Source organism: Bradyrhizobium sp. (genome assembly GCF_027307225.1).
Taxonomy (GTDB): domain Bacteria; phylum Pseudomonadota; class Alphaproteobacteria; order Rhizobiales; family Xanthobacteraceae; genus Bradyrhizobium.
In genome coordinates this window covers 1-17,175 of the sequence record NZ_DAHUXJ010000099.1, presented here as the reverse complement: position 1 = coordinate 17,175, position 17,175 = coordinate 1, and the positions used below count along the sequence as shown (strand labels likewise).

Sequence of the window (17,175 nt, the reverse complement as noted above, 5' to 3'; positions counted from 1 at the left end):
CGAGATCAACTCCTGAGCGCAACGATCATGCGCTGAGCGTGCTCCTCCAGCACTGCTGCTTCCGCCTTGTGGGTCTGGGCCGGCAACAGCGCGACCCCGGCGCTCACCGGCATCACGTGCATATGCAGGTGAAAAACAACCTGGCCGCTGGCCGGCTCGCTGAATTGCTGGATGATGATGCCATCGGCCTTGAATGCTTTCATCGCCGCCGCCGCGATCCGCTTTGCCGACCGGGCGACTTCAGCTAAATCGTCCTCGGATATGTCGAGGATACCGCGCGCCGGCGCTTTCGGAATGACCAGCGTGTGACCCGGCGATCGCGGCATGATGTCGAGAAAGGCGAAGGTGCGATCGGTCTCATGAACCTTGAAGCAGGGAATCTCGCCGCGAAGAATCCTGGCGAAGATGTTTTGATCGTCATAGGCCGCCGTGGTCATTTGTCATTCCTGGCTGGAATTTTAGCGGAATTTTACGAAGAGCATCCGTTGCGCCTTGACGCAAGCAATATCGACGCTACTAGCGTGATCGGCTAACAACGGCCGCGTCAATGGGCCAGGATGCAGGATGCACGTGACCGACCGATTTGACGGACAGACAGTCGAAGATGCGCGGCGTGCGCTGACGTCACATTTGAAATCTGGCGGCATCGCTTCGGCCGAACTCGACGCCCGCTTATTGGTCGGCGAAGTCCTTGGGCTGGACCTGACAGGCACGATCCGTGCGGCGGGCCGCCGGCTCACGCCGGAGGAAGCACATCGGCTCGCGGGATTCGCGGAACGGCGCCTGGCAGGCGAACCGGTTGCCCGTATTCTCGGCGTCAAGGAATTCTGGGGCCTCTCCTTGCAGCTTTCTCCGGCAACGCTGGTGCCGCGGCCTGACACCGAAACGGTCGTCGAGTTCGCCCTCGAATTAGGGCGCAGCGAACACGGTAATCAGCCTCGCCGCATCATCGACGTCGGCACGGGGTCGGGCGCTATTCTGCTGGCGCTCTTGTCCGAATGGCGCGAGGCGACCGGCGTCGGCACCGACATCAGCCCAATGGCGTTGCAAACCGCACAGGGCAATGCCAGGCGCCTCGGTTTCGCATCGCGGGCCGCCTTTGTCGCCTGCAACTACGCGGCCGCGCTGTCGGGAACGTTCGACCTGGTCGTGTCGAACCCGCCTTACATCCGCTCGGCCGACATTGCGGAACTCGATCGGGAAGTGCGCGAATATGATCCGCGCGGCGCGCTGGACGGGGGCGCTGACGGCCTCGATGCCTACCGTCAGATCGTCGTCGAATCGGACCGCCTGCTCGCGCCGGGCGGGATCCTGATCGTGGAAGCCGGATGCGGCCAAAGTGTCCCTATTTCACAGTTGATGGCGGCAGCAGGGTTAATGCCGCAGAGGGCGCCAAAAGCCGATCTGGCGGGCATCCCGCGAGCCGTCTTGGGGCGGAAACCGTCCCAATAAAGCCTGATTGGATTGCAAAAAAACCTCTTGGAATATTGCCCCGGAGCGACTACGTTCCGCTCAACATCAGTCCAGGGTTACTGGCCCCGTAGGCGTATACGGATTGAGGCCAGAGTTCTCGAAACGAGAGCCGGCCCCGGGTGAAAGGTTCCAAAACGCAGGTCCTTTTGAGCGCGATGGCTTAGCAAGCTGCGCTGCTCCGACCGCAAAGCGAACGAAAGCCTGATTGATATTGCGCTTGAAAAATCACGCCCGAAACCTGCGCTTGTTTTCGCAGGCGGAACGACATGATGCGGCCGGCGATGCGCGCCGGGCTGGTGGGGAACGCGTCTTTTGTTGACTGCGACGTACAGCAAATCTGTAAGGAAATAAGCGGCGGCTTCAGTGCGGTGCGCGACGAGAACGCGCGGGCTGGATCGGGCGGCGCGCGAAGGTGGAAGAAGCAAGAGCAGTACTCCCGAGCCCGTCGAGATCAGGGCGAGGAATTCGAGACAGGGCAATTTCAGGGCTGGATCAAAGGCACGATATGAGAAACGGTCAAAACAACAAGCGGATGCGTAACCGGAACAATAGCAACAATAATAACAATAATAACAACAACCGGCGCGGCCAAAACCCGATGACTCGGGTGTTCGAATCCAACGGACCCGACATCAAGATCCGCGGTACTGCATCCCACGTTGCCGAGAAATATGTGCAACTGGCGCGCGATGCCCGCTCCTCCGGCGACCCCGTGGCTGCTGAAAATTACTATCAGCACGCCGAGCATTACTTCCGCCTGATTGCGGCGGCCCAGGAACAATTCCGCCAAAATCAGCCGCAGCAGCCCCGGCCGGACGCCGAGATGATCTCGGAAGACGGTGAGGAGGAGGATGGCTTTTCATCAAGCTTCGGCCAGGAGCCGGGATTTGTCCCGCAGCAACAGCAACCGTTCGTGCCGCGCGACAATCGCGACAACAATGGTCAGCGCGATCATCAGCAATCCTATCAACCGCGCGACCAGCAGCATCAGCCGCGCGAACATCGCGAGCAGCGCGATCAACGCAACCAGCCGCAACATCAGCCGCAGCCGCAACCTTCGGTGCCCGATAATGGCGGCGTCGATCGCCTGCCGTCCTTCATCACCGGACCGCAGCCCCAGATCAATGGCGGCTTCGAAGGCAACGGTGGCGAACGCGGCGAGCGCGAGCGATTCCCGCGACGCCGGCGCCGCCCGCACGGGCCGCGTCCGGAAGGCGCGGCCGCTGCACCGGCTGCCCCTGGCGACGATTTCAATCCGGGCAACGAATAGCCGGCTTCCCGCGCCTGCTCGCGCAGGGACTCGATGAACTCTCTATCTGTCATCCCGGTGGAATGACGACGGCACCAATACCGGCGGCAACGCCGGTATCAGGCGCGTGCGCTCGCGGTGCGCCGGGATCGCGCGGTAGACCTGCTTGGTCGCTTCGACGATATGAACGCCGGCAAACGGCATCGATATCGCGGCGCCGACGCGCTCCCATGCCGTCGCCGAGCGGAGAAACCAGCCAGCCCCGACAGGCGGAACGAACAGGGCCTCACCCCAGCCGATCGGTGTGAACCAGGTCTGGCGCAGCAGTTGCGTAATTTGCGAGCGTGAATAGGGCCGGCCATGGCCGAACGGCGTGTTGTCAGTACGCGTCCACACCCCCCGCCGATTGGGAATGACCGCCATCATGCGGCCCGAGGGCGCGAGTACCCGCCACACCTCGCGCAAGAGCCCTTCGGGGTCGTCACACATTTCCAGCGCATGGACCAGCAGGATGCGGTCGACCGCGGAATCCGGCAGCGGCAGCGAAAATTCATCGACGAGCGCCGCCAGCGTCGGCCGCGACGTCGGCCATTTCAGCACACCTTGTGCCGCCGGCATGAAGGCGATGCAGCGTTCAGACGTATCGCGAAACAGGCCGAGATAGGGCGTGGGATAGCCGATGCCGAGCACGCGCTGGCCTTCGGCTTCCGGCCAGCGCGCGCGGATACCGCGGTTGATCAATCGCCGCGCCACGATGCCGAGGCGCTGCGAGTAGAAATCTCTCAAATCGATGACATCGATCGACATGGACATCAATCTATCACGGCAAGCCGCCCTATTGGGCGTCCAATCGCGCATTGCTCATTCGGCGTTAACGCCCTATTTCATAGCCTAAAGGAAGCGCCCGCCAGAAAAACGGAGGTATCATGGCCGCCGAAATCCGCCTGTTCCCCTGCCTGTCCGATAATTTCGGCTATCTGATTCACGATCCGGCGACCAAGGCGACCGCCTCGATCGATGCCCCGGAAGCCGCCCCCGTCATCGCCGCGCTGGAGCGTGAAGGCTGGCAGCTCACCGACATTCTCATCACCCATCACCACCATGACCATGTCGGCGGCGTCGCCGAACTCAAGCAGAAATATAACTGCCGCGTCGTCGCGCCCCACGACAAGTCGACCAAGATTGCGAATGTCGATCTTCGCACTGGCCAGGGCGATGTTCTCAAGATCGGCAGCCTGCTGGTGCGGGTGCTGGAAACGCCCGGCCACACACTCGACCATGTCAGCTACGTCTTCGACAACGAAAAGGCGGTGTTCGCCGCCGATACGCTGTTTTCGATCGGCTGCGGGCGGGTGTTCGAAGGCAACTATCCAATGATGTGGGAATCGCTGCTCAAGCTGCGGGCACTGCCGGACGATTTCAAACTCTATTGCGGCCATGAGTATACGGCTTCGAACATCAAATTCGCGCTGACGATCGAACCGGAAAATCCGGTGCTGAAGGCGCGTGCCGAGGAAGTGAAGCGCTTGCGAGCTGAGAACAGGCCGACGATCCCGACGCTGCTTGGCGAAGAAAAGAAGGCCAACGTCTTCCTGCGCGCGGACGAACCTTCCGTTGCCGCCAGCGTGCGGATGAAAGACCGCAGCGCGGCTGAAGTGTTCGGCGAGTTGCGCGAGCGCAAGAACAAATCCTGATGCAGGAATTCGCTTGATGGCCATGCGGCCCTCCGCAGTTCGAGTTAGCGCCAAAAGGCGCTTTCATCGCTTGCGAAACATGTCGCGCGCCGCGATCAATCCGCCGCCCGCGATCAGCACGGCGGCGATCGCGATGTTGGCGCTGGCCTTGGCGAAACCGGCGAGGATCAGTAACCCGGTCGAAAGCAGCGGCGTCGCGTAGGACGCGGCACCCAGCACGCGAATGTCGCCGCGCTTCATGCCGATGTCCCAGGTGTAGAACGCCGCCCCCACCGGCCCGATGCCAAGCGCGATCACGGCAAGCCACTGCCTTGACGTCTCGGGCCAGACCGTGCGCTCGAACAGCGCATGCATGAGCGCGGCGAGTAGCGCCGTGACAAGACAAAAGCCGGCGACGGCATCGGTCGGTACCGACTTGAGCCGCCGCGACATCACTGAATAGGTCGCCCAGACAAAAGCCGCGACGAAAGCCGCAAACAGACCGGGCAACTCGCCGGGAGCGAACCCCGACAGGCCGTTGCCGGCCAGCAGCAGCACGGTGCCGGCAAGGCCCGCCAGCGCGCCAATGACGTGATGCGGCGCCAATCGCTCGCCGGGCAGGAACGACGAGAACAGCACGATCAGGAGTGGCCACAGGTAATTCAAAAGTCCGGCCTCTGCCGGTGGCGCAAAGCGCAGCGCCAGAAAATAGAGCGCGTGATAGCCGAACAACCCGCCGACGCCGACCGCCCATACCAGCGGCGGCTGCCGCAAAGCCGACAAGGCTTCCGGCCGTCCGATGAAGGTTGACAGTCCAACCAGCCCGCCGATCGCAAAGGTGATCGCGGCCAGTTGAAACGCCGGGATAGTCCCTGTCGCGACCGTCAGCACGGCGAGCAGCGACCACATGAGGATCGCGGATAGTCCGATCAGGGTCGCGGTGCGGGAGGTCATGTCGGCTGTCGTTCCGGAGCGCGAAATGATACTGAGCGAATCCGGAACCTCGAGATTCCGGGTCTGGTGCTTACGCACCATCCCGGAATGACATCATCGGATCAATCACGTCATATACTGACCGCCATTGATCGTCAGCGTCGAGCCGGTGATGGCGCCGGCATCATCCGCCGCCAGGAAGACCACGGCGCGCGCGATCTCGTGGGGCTCGCCGAGCCGGTTGACCGGGATCAGCGGCAGGATGCTCTTCTCCAGAACTTCCTTGGGGACAGCCTGCACCATCTCGGTATTGATGTAACCTGGGCAGATCACGTTCACGGTGATTCCGCCCTTGGCGTTTTCCAGCGCGAGCGCCTTGGTGAATCCGATGTCGCCAGCCTTGGCGGCGGAATAATTGACCTGACCGAACTGGCCCTTCTGGCCGTTGATCGAGGAGATATTGATGATGCGGCCGAACTTCCTCGCCCGCATGCCCTCGATCACCTGACGGGTGACATTGAACAGCGAGCCGAGATTGGTGCCGATGACCGCATTCCACTGCTCGATCGTCATCTTGTGGAAGGCGCCGTCACGGGTGATGCCGGCATTGTTGACGAGCACTTCGATCGGGCCGAGATCCGCCTCGACCTGCTTGACGCCGGCGGCCGACGCCTCGAACGAGCTCACGTCCCACTTGTAAACGGGAATGGCGTTCTCGGCCTTGAACTTCTCCGCGGCGGCATCGTTGCCGCCATAGTTCGCGGCGACCTTGTAACCGGCAGCCTTCAAAGCCTTGCTGATCGAAGCACCAATACCTCGCGTTCCCCCCGTCACCAATGCAACACGTGCCATGTCGGAACCTCCCTTGGTATTTTGAAGACGCTTTTTATAACGCGCTTCGAATTATGCGAGCCGCCTCGCGAACATCAAGAACAAAACGCCCGATCAGAACAAAACGCCCGGCGCGAGCCGGGCGTTTCCTTTATGTGAGTCCTGTGCGGTTGCGAAGGAAATATAATCGGCAGCGACTGAACTTTCTTTTGGCGCGTGCGTTGCACGCGCCTCGATTCAATTGCGCTCCACGCACATCGCAATACCCATGCCACCGCCGATGCAGAGCGTGGCGAGGCCCTTCTTGGCATCGCGCTTCTGCATTTCATGCAACAGCGTCACCAGCACGCGCGCACCGGATGCGCCGACCGGATGGCCGATCGCGATCGCGCCGCCGTTGACGTTGACCTTGGAGGTATCCCAGCCCAGGTCCTTGTTGACTGCGCAGGCCTGCGCGGCGAAGGCTTCGTTGGCCTCGATCAGATCGAGATCGGCGATGTTCCAGCCGGCCTTCTTCAGCGCGGCGCGCGAGGACGGAATGGGACCGGTGCCCATGATCTTCGGATCGACGCCGGCATGCGCCCACGACACGATGCGGGCGATCGGCGTCTTGCCTTCCTTGGCCGCCTGCTTGGCCGTCATCAGCACGAGAGCAGCCGCGCCGTCATTGATGCCGGACGCATTGCCGGCCGTCACCGTGCCATCCTTCTCGAAGGCCGGGCGCAGCTTGGTCATGGCATCCAGTGTGGCACCGTGGCGCGGATATTCGTCGGCATCGACGACGACATCGCCTTTGCGGGTCTTGATCGTCACGGGAACGATCTCGTCCTTGAAGCGACCGGCCTTCTGCGCAGCTTCCGCCTTGTTCTGCGAGGAGACTGCGAACTCGTCCTGCTGCGAGCGGGTGATCTGATACTGCCTGGCGACGTTCTCGGCCGTGTTGCCCATGTGGTAGCCGTTGAAGGCATCCCACAGCCCGTCCTTGATCATGGTGTCGATGAACTCAACGCCGCCCATCTTGACGCCGCCGCGCAGATACTGCGCATGCGGGGCCATGCTCATGGATTCCTGGCCGCCGGCGACGACGATGTCCGAATCGCCATTGAGGAGCGCCTGATAGCCGAGCGCCACGGTGCGCAGGCCGGAACCGCAAAGCTGGTTGACGCCCCAGGCCGGGCTCTCCACCGGAATGCCGGCCATGATCGAGGCCTGGCGGGCCGGGTTCTGCCCCTGGGCCGCGGTCAAGATCTGGCCCATGATGACTTCCGAAACGCGCGCAGGCTCGACGCCCGCCCGCTCCAGCGCGGCCTTGATGGCAATGGCGCCCAGATTGTGGGCCGGCAAGGTGGCGAACGCACCGTTGAAGCTGCCGACCGGGGTGCGGGCGGCGCTGACGATGACGACATCGTCTGACATGGTTTTTCTCCTGAGCTTGGGGTTCTTTTTATGAGGCCGGGCGGGCGCCAATTGATGGGCCAGTCTCGTCCCTCATCCTGTTAACGTCGTTGAGGCATGTCAACGGCACTGCACTCAAAATGGTGATCGCTGCCCTTTCCTCAAGCCGCCTCCGTGCCTTGGGATTAACCGTGCCGCACAAAACGGTAGCCGAACCGCATTGAAAATGCTTACCTTTGCTGCAATGCGTTGCCTCTCACCCTTCGGCACCCCGCAGGGTTCCCGTTTTTCGCTCTTTCCGTGTGAGCCCCATGGCGAAATCAGACCAGCCCACCACCATCAAGAAATACGCAAACCGACGGCTCTATAATACCGGAACGAGCACCTACGTGACGCTCGAGGACCTCGCGGCGATGGTGAAGGAGGGCGAGGACTTCCTCGTCTACGACGCCAAGACCGGCGACGACATCACCCGCTCGGTGCTCGCGCAGATCATCTTCGAACAGGAGAACAAGGCCGGGCAGAATCTGTTGCCGACCACGTTCCTGCGGCAGCTGATCCGCTTTTACGGCGACAGCATGCAGATGGTGGTACCGAAATATCTCGAACAATCCATCGACACGCTGACGCGCGAGCAGGAAAAATTCCGCAAGCAGCTCACCGATACGTTCAGCGGAACGCCGTTTGCGCCGCTGGAAGAGCACGTCCGCCGCAACATGGAATTGTTTCAGCAGACGTTCTCGATGTTCAAGCCGTTCGTGCCGCAGCGCTCCACAGGCTCCGAAAAGGCGGCAGAGCCGTCGGCGGACGACAACATCGACGATCTGCGCAAGCAGATGAAGGACATGCAGGACCGCCTCGACCGCATGTCGAAAGAGCCGAAGAGCGAGTAGGTCTCGTTCCCCGGATGCCGCGCAGCATGATCGGGCCTGCGCGGCGCGCGGCCCGATCAGATGATGCGCTGCTGATCCGGGGTCCATAGTTCGATTTCCATCATTCGATTGCTGGGTCCCGGCTCTGCGGCGCACCGCTGACGCGCTTCGCCGCGTCCGGGACACGCCTCCACCTTCCCGCGGCGCGCTTCGCGTCCGGGTGCTGCATAAAGCCGTCCGCCCTCCGTACCGAGGGCGCAGGGAATGCCGGGCGCCAATGCACCCGCGGCCTCGTATGCAAGTAAAAAAGCATACGAGTTAGTCACCACAGGTTCACCGGCGAAGGCCGGCATTCCCTGCGCGAGTGGCTTTACGGCTTACTCCGTACTCTCCCTGGTGAACCGGGCTTTCTTGCCACCATCCCCGCGCAATGCGTAGCATCATCGCGAGTTGACGCCAGCGTCGGGGCGTCAGGACCACACGGCTTCGCCGTCCGCCCGTCCTTCGCACGCCTTGCGAGGAGACCAGCGGCCATCGCGTCCTGTCCCGCGTTCGTGGCGATCGCGAGCCGCCCCTCAGTCATTGGGACAGGATGGCGCGAGGCGTACAAATGATTTGCCCGACGGCGCAAGATGAAAGTTTTTTAGCCCGGCGACCGGACAGGAAGAACCGCGTTGGCCGCGGAAAATCAGCGATCACGCGCTAACATCTTACGCACGATTGAACGGCGCAGATTGGAATGACGAGCAAAGCCGTTTGAACAACGACGAAAGCGGCCTTGCTATCGACCACAATTCTGGCATATGTTACGGGCATATGCCAACGCTGGGACAACCGTGACAGAGCAGCGCCACGTCAGACTATTCCGCAACGGCCGCAACCAGGCAGTCCGGATTCCCGTGGAATTCGAACTCCCGGGTGATGAAGCCATTATGCATCGCGATGGAGAGCGGCTGGTGATCGAGCCAGTTCGCAAACGCGGGCTGATTGCCTTGCTCAAATCGATGAAGCCAATCGACGAGAGCTTTCCCGATCTGGCTGATCCGGTGCCGCCTCCGGAGCGCGTGTTTTGACCCGTTATATGCTCGATACCAACATCATTTCCGACCTGATCAAAAACCCGCACGGCAAGGCAGCGAAGCAAATCGCCAAGCACGGCGAACAGAATATCTGCACCAGCATTATCGTGGCGGCGGAGCTGCGATATGGCTGTGCAAAGAGTAGCTCGGCGCGATTGCAGAAAGCGGTTGAGGACCTTCTTGCCGAAATCGATACGCTCCCCTTCGATGTTCCGGCTGATGTTGAATACGGCAGGATTCGAGCGGAACTTGAAGCGGCTGGAAAGCCTGTCGGAGGAAACGATCTGCTGATCGCCGCCCACGCCTGCGCGACCGGCGCCACTATCGTGACCGCCAATGCCGTCGAATTCAAACGTATTCGTGGCCTGAAGATGGAGAACTGGCTGGCCTAGGCCAAGCACGCCTCGTGACGATCGCGAGCCGCCCCTCAGTTGATGGGACAGGATGCGCGACGCGCGTACAAATGATTTGCCCGGCGGTGCAAGGCAAAAATTTCTTGACGCATGCCTTAGGGAGACGAGGCAGTAACGGTCTGACCGCGTCGGCCTTTGAAAGCAGAGCCGTCGTATCGTTCGCGGTCCATTCCGATCCCGACCCAAACCGGTTCGAGCAAGTCATGCCACTAGCGGCCATCCAGCTTCGCTCAGCCTTGCCTCGTCTCAAATTCTTGCTTCAAATGCCGGCGGAAATTTAGCCCACGCGACCAAGATTGTTTGCCTCCGAACGACCGGATACCGCAGGAGGCATCGAGACACCTGATGGCACCGTTGGAAATGGCAGCAGCACATGTCGCACTTCAATTTGTGATTTGCTGGCACGCTGATGGCTGGTCGCAAACCGCTCAATACCCTGAACGACCGCTCCTGGGTTGGGGCCATCGGTCAATAATAGAGAAACCTTCTGCGCATCGATGGCGGCATGAATTTGCCTCAAGGCAAATGGCAAATCTCCGTCAATTACATAGCCGAGCATAAATCCCAGCGGGAGTCCTTCAGCATATTGCTCCGTCACGAAACGAATCAGGCCTTCGCCAATGTAAGGCGTGGCAAGCGAGTTCCGCGATCCACTGTGAACGACGTTGAGGCGCTTACACTCGTAGGGAAGATACGTCTCCCGTTCCCAGTCAAGCAGCACCGCGAGATCGATGATTCCCTTACTAAATCGCGCGCCATTAGGATGAACCCCGAACGGCTCGTATTGATATTCAACCCAATGACAGATGCTCCGAACAACGGGATCCTTCCCTAGCAGATGAACAAGATTGATCGTGATGGAGTCTTCGTCGGGCTGCTGCGGAAGCGGCGCGAGGCAGGCAGCCCACAAATGCAAAATGCGGGTAAGCAGCCGCTCGTCAATCGTGATGAAGCGATCCTTCCAAAGCTGAGGATCGCCTATAATCATCAAGCGCGGCTCCGGCTGCGATCGAGATCAATGGCCGTTTGCAAATCCGTCGCTATTGCGTCGGCGTCTGCCAAGGCCGTTGAACGCAGCCAAAATCGTCTCTGCATGGGCTTAACGAGATAGAGATTCTTGCCAATAAAGACGCGCAAATCCGGTAGGAGCTGAAAATTCCCGTCAAGAGGCTGCTTAATATGTTGCGATATCCGCGAAAGAACATCCTGAAGGGCGCGTCCGGCTTCTTCAATATAACCGACTGTAGATTTCGAAGTCTCCAAGCTAAGCCGGAGCACCCCCAGGTCAGCATTCATCGCCTCCAGCGCGGCATAAACCGGCGTTCCGTTTTGGAGCCAGGATTCGATATGGGTCAGGAGCGTGGAGGCGTAGTCTCGTCTTTCGGATTCCGTCGGAGCCTTCCATAAATCCGGATAATTCCCTTGGTGTGGCTGGATGGCGGGAACGATACGTTCGACGGTATCTTCGATAAGAATCGTCTCGTCCTTGGAGAGGCAAAAGTACTGGTAGGCAAGATTGTCGATCTCGGACAGAACGGCGTCGTTGTCCTGCTGATGCGCAAAGGGGCCTCTTGCCTTCTGAACCTCTCGGTCGATCAGCGCGATAAGTTGCTTGGCTGCATCGGCCGCTCTATCTGGCTCGGGCAGATCATTGAAGGTGGGGAAAGGCAGATTCAGCAATTCTGCCTGCTGCACCTCCGGACGCTCGGCGCCAAAGGAAGCCGTACCGTGAAACGCAAACCAGATGGCGACGCGACTGTTCAAAATAGCCGTCAACAGCTTGCCCCGACCTTCCTCGTTGGGTGGAACCGTGATCGCTTGAATAATGTGCTGAAAGGTCAGCGCCTCTTCGGTGTAAGCTGCGCGAAGACGCGTCTGCGTTGTCTCGACACCTCGCGGTATCAGAATTCGAGGGCCGGAGAAGCCGGCCTCAAATCCTTTTCGGCGCACCCGCTTTGAAGGTGAAGGAGTCAAATGTGCGATGGGTTGCCCCAAGCGCTGGAAGGCGGCGATCGGTAAATCGGGCAATTTGCCGACAAATTTGCTCATCGAATAGGAAGAGGATGAGCCTTCTTCTGCCAATCCATGGAAGGGCTGGTAGCCTTGTCCGATAACCCATTGTCCTTCAATGGCTAAGCTACGGCGCTTGAGCCCGCCAAAATCCTTGATGAGCGCACCGAGGGCGGGCAGTTTGGAGAAGTAGCTGAAGAGCTTTGCATCCGGCTCGCGCATCCATAGACGATGCTTGAAAGCCAGCCCATCACGTTCTGCGACGGTGGAACTGAGAGAGATTCTATCCGCGCTACTGAGCGTTATCATTCGCTTCAGTTGGAGATTTAGATCGGCCTTCGGGGTCCAATAGTCGAAACGGTAAGGAATAGCAGGGACGCGTTTGCTTCCCAATATCATCAGTGCTGCCGGACGGATCGCACCGTCAAAAAGCTGAAAGCGCAAATCTGCAAAGTTGATGACTCTGCGGATCGTGCTCTCGGCAATCAGTTGCTTTCGCGCGGCAAGCGAGTTCGCTGCGTGGTTATGCAAAAATCCCATTGCCGGAAGAAGAAAGGCAACAATACCGTCCGGGCGTAGGTGCCGGAGCGCCTTCCAGACAAACGCCCACGCATCCTCGCCGCTCGGCATCGGCAGCTTGTTTTTTTCTGCCCACCGAAGCGAAGCCCTGTTCGGGCCGCGCCTGCTGGTCCATGGCGGATTGCCGATAATTACTTCGAAGGACGGGGTTTGTTGCGGGTCTATGAAAAAATCCCGGCAAATCAGGTTCTTTTCCCAAAGCTCCGGCAGCAGCTTTCCACGTTTTATGAGCGCGCGAATATCCGGCGGCGAGACCTCTTCAAGAAGCGCTACATAAAGCGAAAAGACTGCAACACGCACGGCGCTACCATTCACATCCCATCCGTGAACACGACGCAGGATTGCGAGCAAGCTGTCCCAGCGAATGGTTCGTGGGCTGTGGGTTGCGCGCCAATTTTCGCACAGGCGCTGAAACGAGCGCACCAAAAAAACGCCCGAGCCACACGCCGGATCGAGAAAGTGTCCTTTCTCCTTGGTGGCAGAAGGCAGCAAGTCCCACACTTGCGATACAACGGTATCGGCAAGAAACATGGGCGTGTAGTACGCGCCCTGCGCCTTTCGCTCTTCCTCGCGTTCGCCGAGGAAACGATCATAGACGGCACTTACAAGTTCGATCGGGATATAACGAAAATTGTAACCCCAAAAGCGAAACTGTCCGCCCTTGGCCATCTGTTCGCGACCGCTTCGAAACCGCGCAAGCACATCCAAATGAGCTTCTATAACTGTCGGGGCTTTCGAAGGGGATTCAAAAGAGCATGGCGCCACGAAAAGATCGCCATTGAAGTCGTCCCGCAACGTGGCGAACAGCGACTTTAGGAGCTTCACGTCCTTCGTTTGGAGCAATGCAGTGAAGCTATCGACCCTATTACGCGTGGCCGCCTGAAAATACTCTGCCGTTATAATATCCCGGTCTTCGAGATAGGCGATAAACATGGCCTGGATGAGCAAGGCCTGCGCCGCGTCGGAAGACAGCTTGGTTTTGCAGAGAGCCTGATGTGATGCGTTGAGATTTTCGAGGAGGACCTCGTCAATCCGCTCCTTGGCATCAAAATATTCCGCATGCTGCCTCCACAAACGTCCGGATTCCGCACCATAAATGAGATTACGAATTTCCAGCGCGTCCGCGGTCGCTTCCAGCGTCGCAATCAGGCAACGCCGGTCGAACTCGTCACCCAAATCCTTTTGGGGCGTTCGCGCGAGCGAAAATGCACGCACGGTGTCACCTGCGACGACGAGCAGAAGGCTGGCGAGCCCTTGATTCCAAAGCGCTCCGTGAATGTCTACAATGCGCGCGGCATCGTAGTGATCGACGGTAAGAACGGCGATCGTCGGCACGCCCTGAACACACAGCACGCCTGACAGGCCAAGATCATCGAGCGCGGATCGGATGGCAAGCGCGTGCGGCGTGTCAACGACCGCGCCCGCGCTTTCATAGAATTCCGGAGCGCGCCGGCCGCCCAAGCCGAGCCGATCCTTCCATGCAGATGAAAGCGGTCGGACGTCGGTCACGTTGCTCTCCTGCGAACAGGCGTATCTCGCCCGAGCTTGACCGGAGAGAGAAACAGGTTGTGTTGATCGGTCGATGGGCGCGACCGCAACAGCGTATCGCGTAACTCATGCGTGATGGGATTCATCGCGCATAAAAGAACGAAATCGGCGCTTTCGTTTTGCTGATAGTTCTTCGAAAGACGGCACGTCCCCTTAGCCAAGTCGATGACCAGGGTCTTGTCTTCCAAGGCAGCCCAAGGCGTGACGTTGCAGGCACGAACAATCTCCTGAGACACTTTCGCCAGATGCCCCACCCGAACGCCGCATCCTTCGGTCAGGCTGCGCAAGATTCGCCCGGCCAAGAGGTCGCCAATGGTGAAACAGGGAATGTAGCGTTTACGATGAGCAAACGGCGGAAGCACACGTTTCCAGTGGCGGAAGGTCTCCACGGAAATCCCGATCGTTTCGCGCAACTGGCCCGGTGTGAACTGCATGGGTTAGTCCCACTTCTTTGTGGGGTAAACCCCCGAACAAAATCTTACGAGCAATGGCGCGTATGGTCAATATTTTTGTTCCCGTTATGTTCTAAATCAATCTAAGTAAATACAATGAGTTACACAAAATTGGCCTATAATTTGCGAGGGATATATACCGCTTGAGGAGGCTGGACCTTGTTTGCGTATAGCCAAGGCGCCGGGTCGCAAGTCCCCGCGAGTGCACATTTTTGCGCGAAGCCCCTTACCCTACCCCGCCGCCGGCAACACCGTCGTGGCCGGCTGCTGCCATGGCCGCTGCGAGGAGGCGAGCCCGATCAGGCGGCCCTGAATGTAGTCGCAGCCCCAATCGCGCAGCATGGTTGCTGCTTCCTCGTCCTGCACCCATTCGGCGACGGTCTTGATGTCGAGGCGCCGCGCCAGATCGATCAGCGTCTGCACGAAGGCGCGGTCGTCGGGGATGCGCGCGATGTTCTGCACAAACGCGCCGTCGATCTTCACGATGTCCACGCCGAGCTTGCGCAGGTTGCGGAATGACGTGTAGCCGGCACCGAAATCGTCGATCGCAATGCGGCTGCCGAAATTCTTCAGCCGCGTGACGAAGCCGCGGACATCATCGACGTCCTGGATCGCCACCGTCTCGGTGATCTCGACGATCAGCCGCTCGCCGACGCCGGGATGGGCGTGCATCAGCGTTTCGATCGAGGTCCACCAGTCCGGATCCATGGTGGTGTCCGGCGAGATGTTGAGGCTGAGCTGGGTCGCCGGCGACGCCGCAAGTTCGGCAACCACGAGTTCCAGCACGCGGTGATCGACCAGCCGAATGAGCCCGAGCCGCTCGGCGACCGGCACGATGTCGGGCGCGAGCAGCACCTGCCCGTCGTCCTGCTCCATGCGGACCAGGCACTCGTAGAAGGCGGCGTCGCGCGCCTTCGCGCCGACCACCGGCTCGAACGCCATGGTGATGCGGCGCTCGTTGAGCGCGGTGACGATTTCGTCGGTGACGCGGATGTTGACGCGGCGCTGCGCCTCGCGCTCGACGTTCGGACGCCACAGCGCAAACGAACCGGCGCGGCGGCTCTTGCAGGCTTCCAGCGTTTCCTGCGCGCGGTTGATCGCTTCATCGGCGCTGCGCGCATAGCGCGGCACCGCGACGCCGCCGATCGAGGCCGTGATCGAAACCGGGCCCGACCTGGTCGGCACCACTTCATCGCGGATCGCGGCGAGAAACCGCTCTGCCGCGACGCTCATGTCGTCGACAGTGCAGTTCTTCAGGACCAGCCCGAACTTGTTGCCGGAAAAGCGGCCGAGCACATCGCAGCCGCGCAGCCGCGTGCGAATGCGTCCTGCCACTTCGGAAATCACGGCGTCCGCGACATCGAAGCCGAAAGCGTCGTTGATGCGCGCCAGATGGTCGATGCCGATCAGCATGAAGGCGCAATTGGTGCGGAAGCGCACGGCTTCCTCGATGATCTCGGCCAAGGATGCGATCAGATGCGTGCGGTTGAGTTCGCCGGTCAGCGGATCGTTCTGCGACAGCTTGACGAGCTGCTCGTCGCGGGCATGGCGCTCGTTGTTGATGCGGACAATGCCCTGGGCGCGAAGCGGCCTGCCATCGGGGCCGGCAAACCAGCAGCCGGTCTCCTCGATCCATTGCACTTGCGCCGACGTATTCGCCCGCACGCCGTATTCGATCCGGTAGGGCGCGCCCTCGCCGCTCTGCGCGGCCGGCGACGGCACGAGCGCATCGGAGCGAACCGCGCGCTGCGGCTCGATCAGGTTGGAAAACTCCGCGGCCGTAGCGAGCCGCTCAGGCGGGATATCGGGAAAAACCGCGGCGACATGCTCGCTCCAGATCATCCGGTCGGTCGCGATATCCCAGACAAAGGCGGCCTGGCCGAGGGAGGCGAGAATTCTATCGGCCGGGGGAAGACTTTCGTTCACGATCGCCTCGATTCGGGACAGGATGGACTGATTCTCTGGCCACCAGGATAGGCCGCTCACCCCTAAACCTTATGGTGAGTTCATAAAAATTGTGAAAACCCGCTTTGGTTCGTCCCCGGATACAGAAAAGTCCGGACCGGCATGGCCCTTGCGAGAGAAACTGTAACACGGGACCTATTGTCCCAAAATGTGACAGTCAGCAGGGAAGGCACCACCGGTGTTCAACAACGATCGAACAGAGCCGGTCATCGACGACGCTGCTGCTGCTGCTGCGGCGGCGAGAAAACCCGCCAGCCGCGCCTTGGTGCCGTCAGCCCCCTTCGTGGAACGGCGATCCCGCCGGCGCTGGTTCCGCTGGGCGCCTGACCCGATCTTTGTCACGCACCTGATCGCCGAAGCCCAGCGGGTCCCGCAGGCCCGCAACCTGCGGCGCGGCAGCATGGCGGATGCGCAAGCCGCCTACCGGCCACAGCAGACGCCCTCGCAGGATGTCGGCAGGCAGATGCGGCAGGTGGTTTGAATTTAAGGCGCTAGTGGTTCGTCACAGTGGTTTTGACTCTTTGACGGTCGTTGGATAGGCGCGGCCGAGTTTGGCGCGGGCTTTGTCGGTTGTGAACATCCATTTGATGCGGGCTCGGGTTTTATTTCGCCGTCGTTGCCATGCTGCGATTTCGTTTCGGAGCTTTTTGGGGTCGTCGATGCGGCGGCCGAGACACTGGCGCTGAAGCACGCTGATCTCGCA

Annotated in this window: 16 protein-coding genes and 1 pseudogene; 7 read left to right on the top strand and 10 right to left on the bottom strand. The window is 60.3% G+C overall.

Features of this window, described 5'->3' with window-relative positions; genetic code table 11:
• Positions 1-5: 5 nt before the first annotated feature.
• Complete coding sequence (locus tag M6D32_RS17470) at positions 6-437, bottom strand: HIT domain-containing protein (RefSeq protein WP_298258414.1); 432 nt, start codon at positions 435-437, stop codon at positions 6-8.
• A gap of 127 nt (positions 438-564) precedes the next feature.
• Between M6D32_RS17470 and prmC the strand changes: the two genes are divergently transcribed.
• Together prmC and M6D32_RS17460 are read left to right on the top strand one after the other, a co-directional pair.
• A complete protein-coding gene (prmC, locus tag M6D32_RS17465) occupies positions 565-1,452 on the top strand; it encodes a peptide chain release factor N(5)-glutamine methyltransferase (RefSeq protein WP_298258412.1) in 888 nt (295 codons plus the stop codon).
• 526 nt (positions 1,453-1,978) lie between these two features.
• Positions 1,979-2,743 carry a DUF4167 domain-containing protein gene (locus M6D32_RS17460; RefSeq protein ID WP_298258470.1) on the top strand — a complete coding sequence of 255 codons (765 nt, stop codon included), beginning with the start codon at positions 1,979-1,981 and terminating at the stop codon, positions 2,741-2,743.
• Between the two features lie 42 nt (positions 2,744-2,785).
• On the opposite strand, the gene M6D32_RS17455 is transcribed toward M6D32_RS17460, so the two are convergent.
• Entirely contained in the window at positions 2,786-3,529 is a 744-nt protein-coding gene (locus M6D32_RS17455) for a methyltransferase domain-containing protein (RefSeq protein ID WP_298258469.1), read from the bottom strand.
• A gap of 119 nt (positions 3,530-3,648) precedes the next feature.
• Between M6D32_RS17455 and gloB the strand changes: the two genes are divergently transcribed.
• Positions 3,649-4,416 (top strand): hydroxyacylglutathione hydrolase, encoded by a 768-nt coding sequence (gene gloB, locus M6D32_RS17450; RefSeq protein ID WP_298258410.1) that lies wholly within the window; start codon positions 3,649-3,651, stop codon positions 4,414-4,416.
• A 63-nt stretch (positions 4,417-4,479) separates the two neighbouring features.
• On the opposite strand, the gene M6D32_RS17445 is transcribed toward gloB, so the two are convergent.
• The 3 genes from M6D32_RS17445 to M6D32_RS17435 all read right to left on the bottom strand — a co-directional run bounded on the left by M6D32_RS17445 (position 4,480) and on the right by M6D32_RS17435 (position 7,575).
• On the bottom strand, positions 4,480-5,349 hold the full coding sequence (locus M6D32_RS17445; RefSeq protein ID WP_298258408.1) for an EamA family transporter: 870 nt from the start codon (positions 5,347-5,349) through the stop codon (positions 4,480-4,482).
• A gap of 105 nt (positions 5,350-5,454) precedes the next feature.
• Entirely contained in the window at positions 5,455-6,180 is a 726-nt protein-coding gene (gene phbB, locus M6D32_RS17440; protein ID WP_298258407.1) for an acetoacetyl-CoA reductase, read from the bottom strand.
• A 216-nt stretch (positions 6,181-6,396) separates the two neighbouring features.
• Positions 6,397-7,575 carry an acetyl-CoA C-acetyltransferase gene (locus tag M6D32_RS17435; protein WP_298258406.1) on the bottom strand — a complete coding sequence of 393 codons (1,179 nt, stop codon included), beginning with the start codon at positions 7,573-7,575 and terminating at the stop codon, positions 6,397-6,399.
• 290 nt (positions 7,576-7,865) lie between these two features.
• On the opposite strand from M6D32_RS17435, the gene phaR reads away from it, so the two are divergent.
• From phaR to M6D32_RS17420, 3 genes are all read left to right on the top strand, one after another.
• Entirely contained in the window at positions 7,866-8,447 is a 582-nt protein-coding gene (gene phaR / locus M6D32_RS17430; protein ID WP_298258404.1) for a polyhydroxyalkanoate synthesis repressor PhaR, read from the top strand.
• A gap of 815 nt (positions 8,448-9,262) precedes the next feature.
• Positions 9,263-9,499: an AbrB/MazE/SpoVT family DNA-binding domain-containing protein gene (locus M6D32_RS17425; protein WP_298258402.1), complete on the top strand. Its 237-nt coding sequence runs from the start codon at positions 9,263-9,265 to the stop codon at positions 9,497-9,499.
• Positions 9,496-9,897 (top strand): type II toxin-antitoxin system VapC family toxin, encoded by a 402-nt coding sequence (locus tag M6D32_RS17420; protein ID WP_298258400.1) that lies wholly within the window; start codon positions 9,496-9,498, stop codon positions 9,895-9,897. The genes M6D32_RS17425 and M6D32_RS17420 overlap by 4 nt, the downstream gene beginning before the upstream one ends.
• 298 nt (positions 9,898-10,195) lie before the next feature.
• On the opposite strand, the gene M6D32_RS17415 is transcribed toward M6D32_RS17420, so the two are convergent.
• From M6D32_RS17415 to M6D32_RS17400, 4 genes are all read right to left on the bottom strand, one after another.
• Entirely contained in the window at positions 10,196-10,906 is a 711-nt protein-coding gene (locus M6D32_RS17415) for a hypothetical protein (protein ID WP_298258398.1), read from the bottom strand.
• Positions 10,906-14,016: an N-6 DNA methylase gene (locus M6D32_RS17410; RefSeq protein ID WP_298258396.1), complete on the bottom strand. Its 3,111-nt coding sequence runs from the start codon at positions 14,014-14,016 to the stop codon at positions 10,906-10,908. The genes M6D32_RS17415 and M6D32_RS17410 overlap by 1 nt, the downstream gene beginning before the upstream one ends.
• On the bottom strand, positions 14,013-14,489 hold the full coding sequence (locus M6D32_RS17405) for a hypothetical protein (RefSeq protein ID WP_298258394.1): 477 nt from the start codon (positions 14,487-14,489) through the stop codon (positions 14,013-14,015). Before M6D32_RS17405 ends, M6D32_RS17410 begins: the two co-directional genes overlap by 4 nt.
• Before the next feature lie 249 nt (positions 14,490-14,738).
• Positions 14,739-16,433 (bottom strand): bifunctional diguanylate cyclase/phosphodiesterase, encoded by a 1,695-nt coding sequence (locus tag M6D32_RS17400; RefSeq protein WP_298258393.1) that lies wholly within the window; start codon positions 16,431-16,433, stop codon positions 14,739-14,741.
• A gap of 217 nt (positions 16,434-16,650) precedes the next feature.
• Between M6D32_RS17400 and M6D32_RS17395 the strand changes: the two genes are divergently transcribed.
• The gene (locus tag M6D32_RS17395) at positions 16,651-16,953 is read left to right on the top strand and encodes a hypothetical protein (protein WP_298258391.1); all 303 of its coding nucleotides are present in this window, start codon (positions 16,651-16,653) and stop codon (positions 16,951-16,953) included.
• Between the two features lie 21 nt (positions 16,954-16,974).
• On the opposite strand, the pseudogene M6D32_RS17390 reads toward M6D32_RS17395, so the two are convergent.
• Positions 16,975-17,175 (bottom strand): annotated as a pseudogene (locus M6D32_RS17390) (IS630 family transposase); the annotation flags it as partial.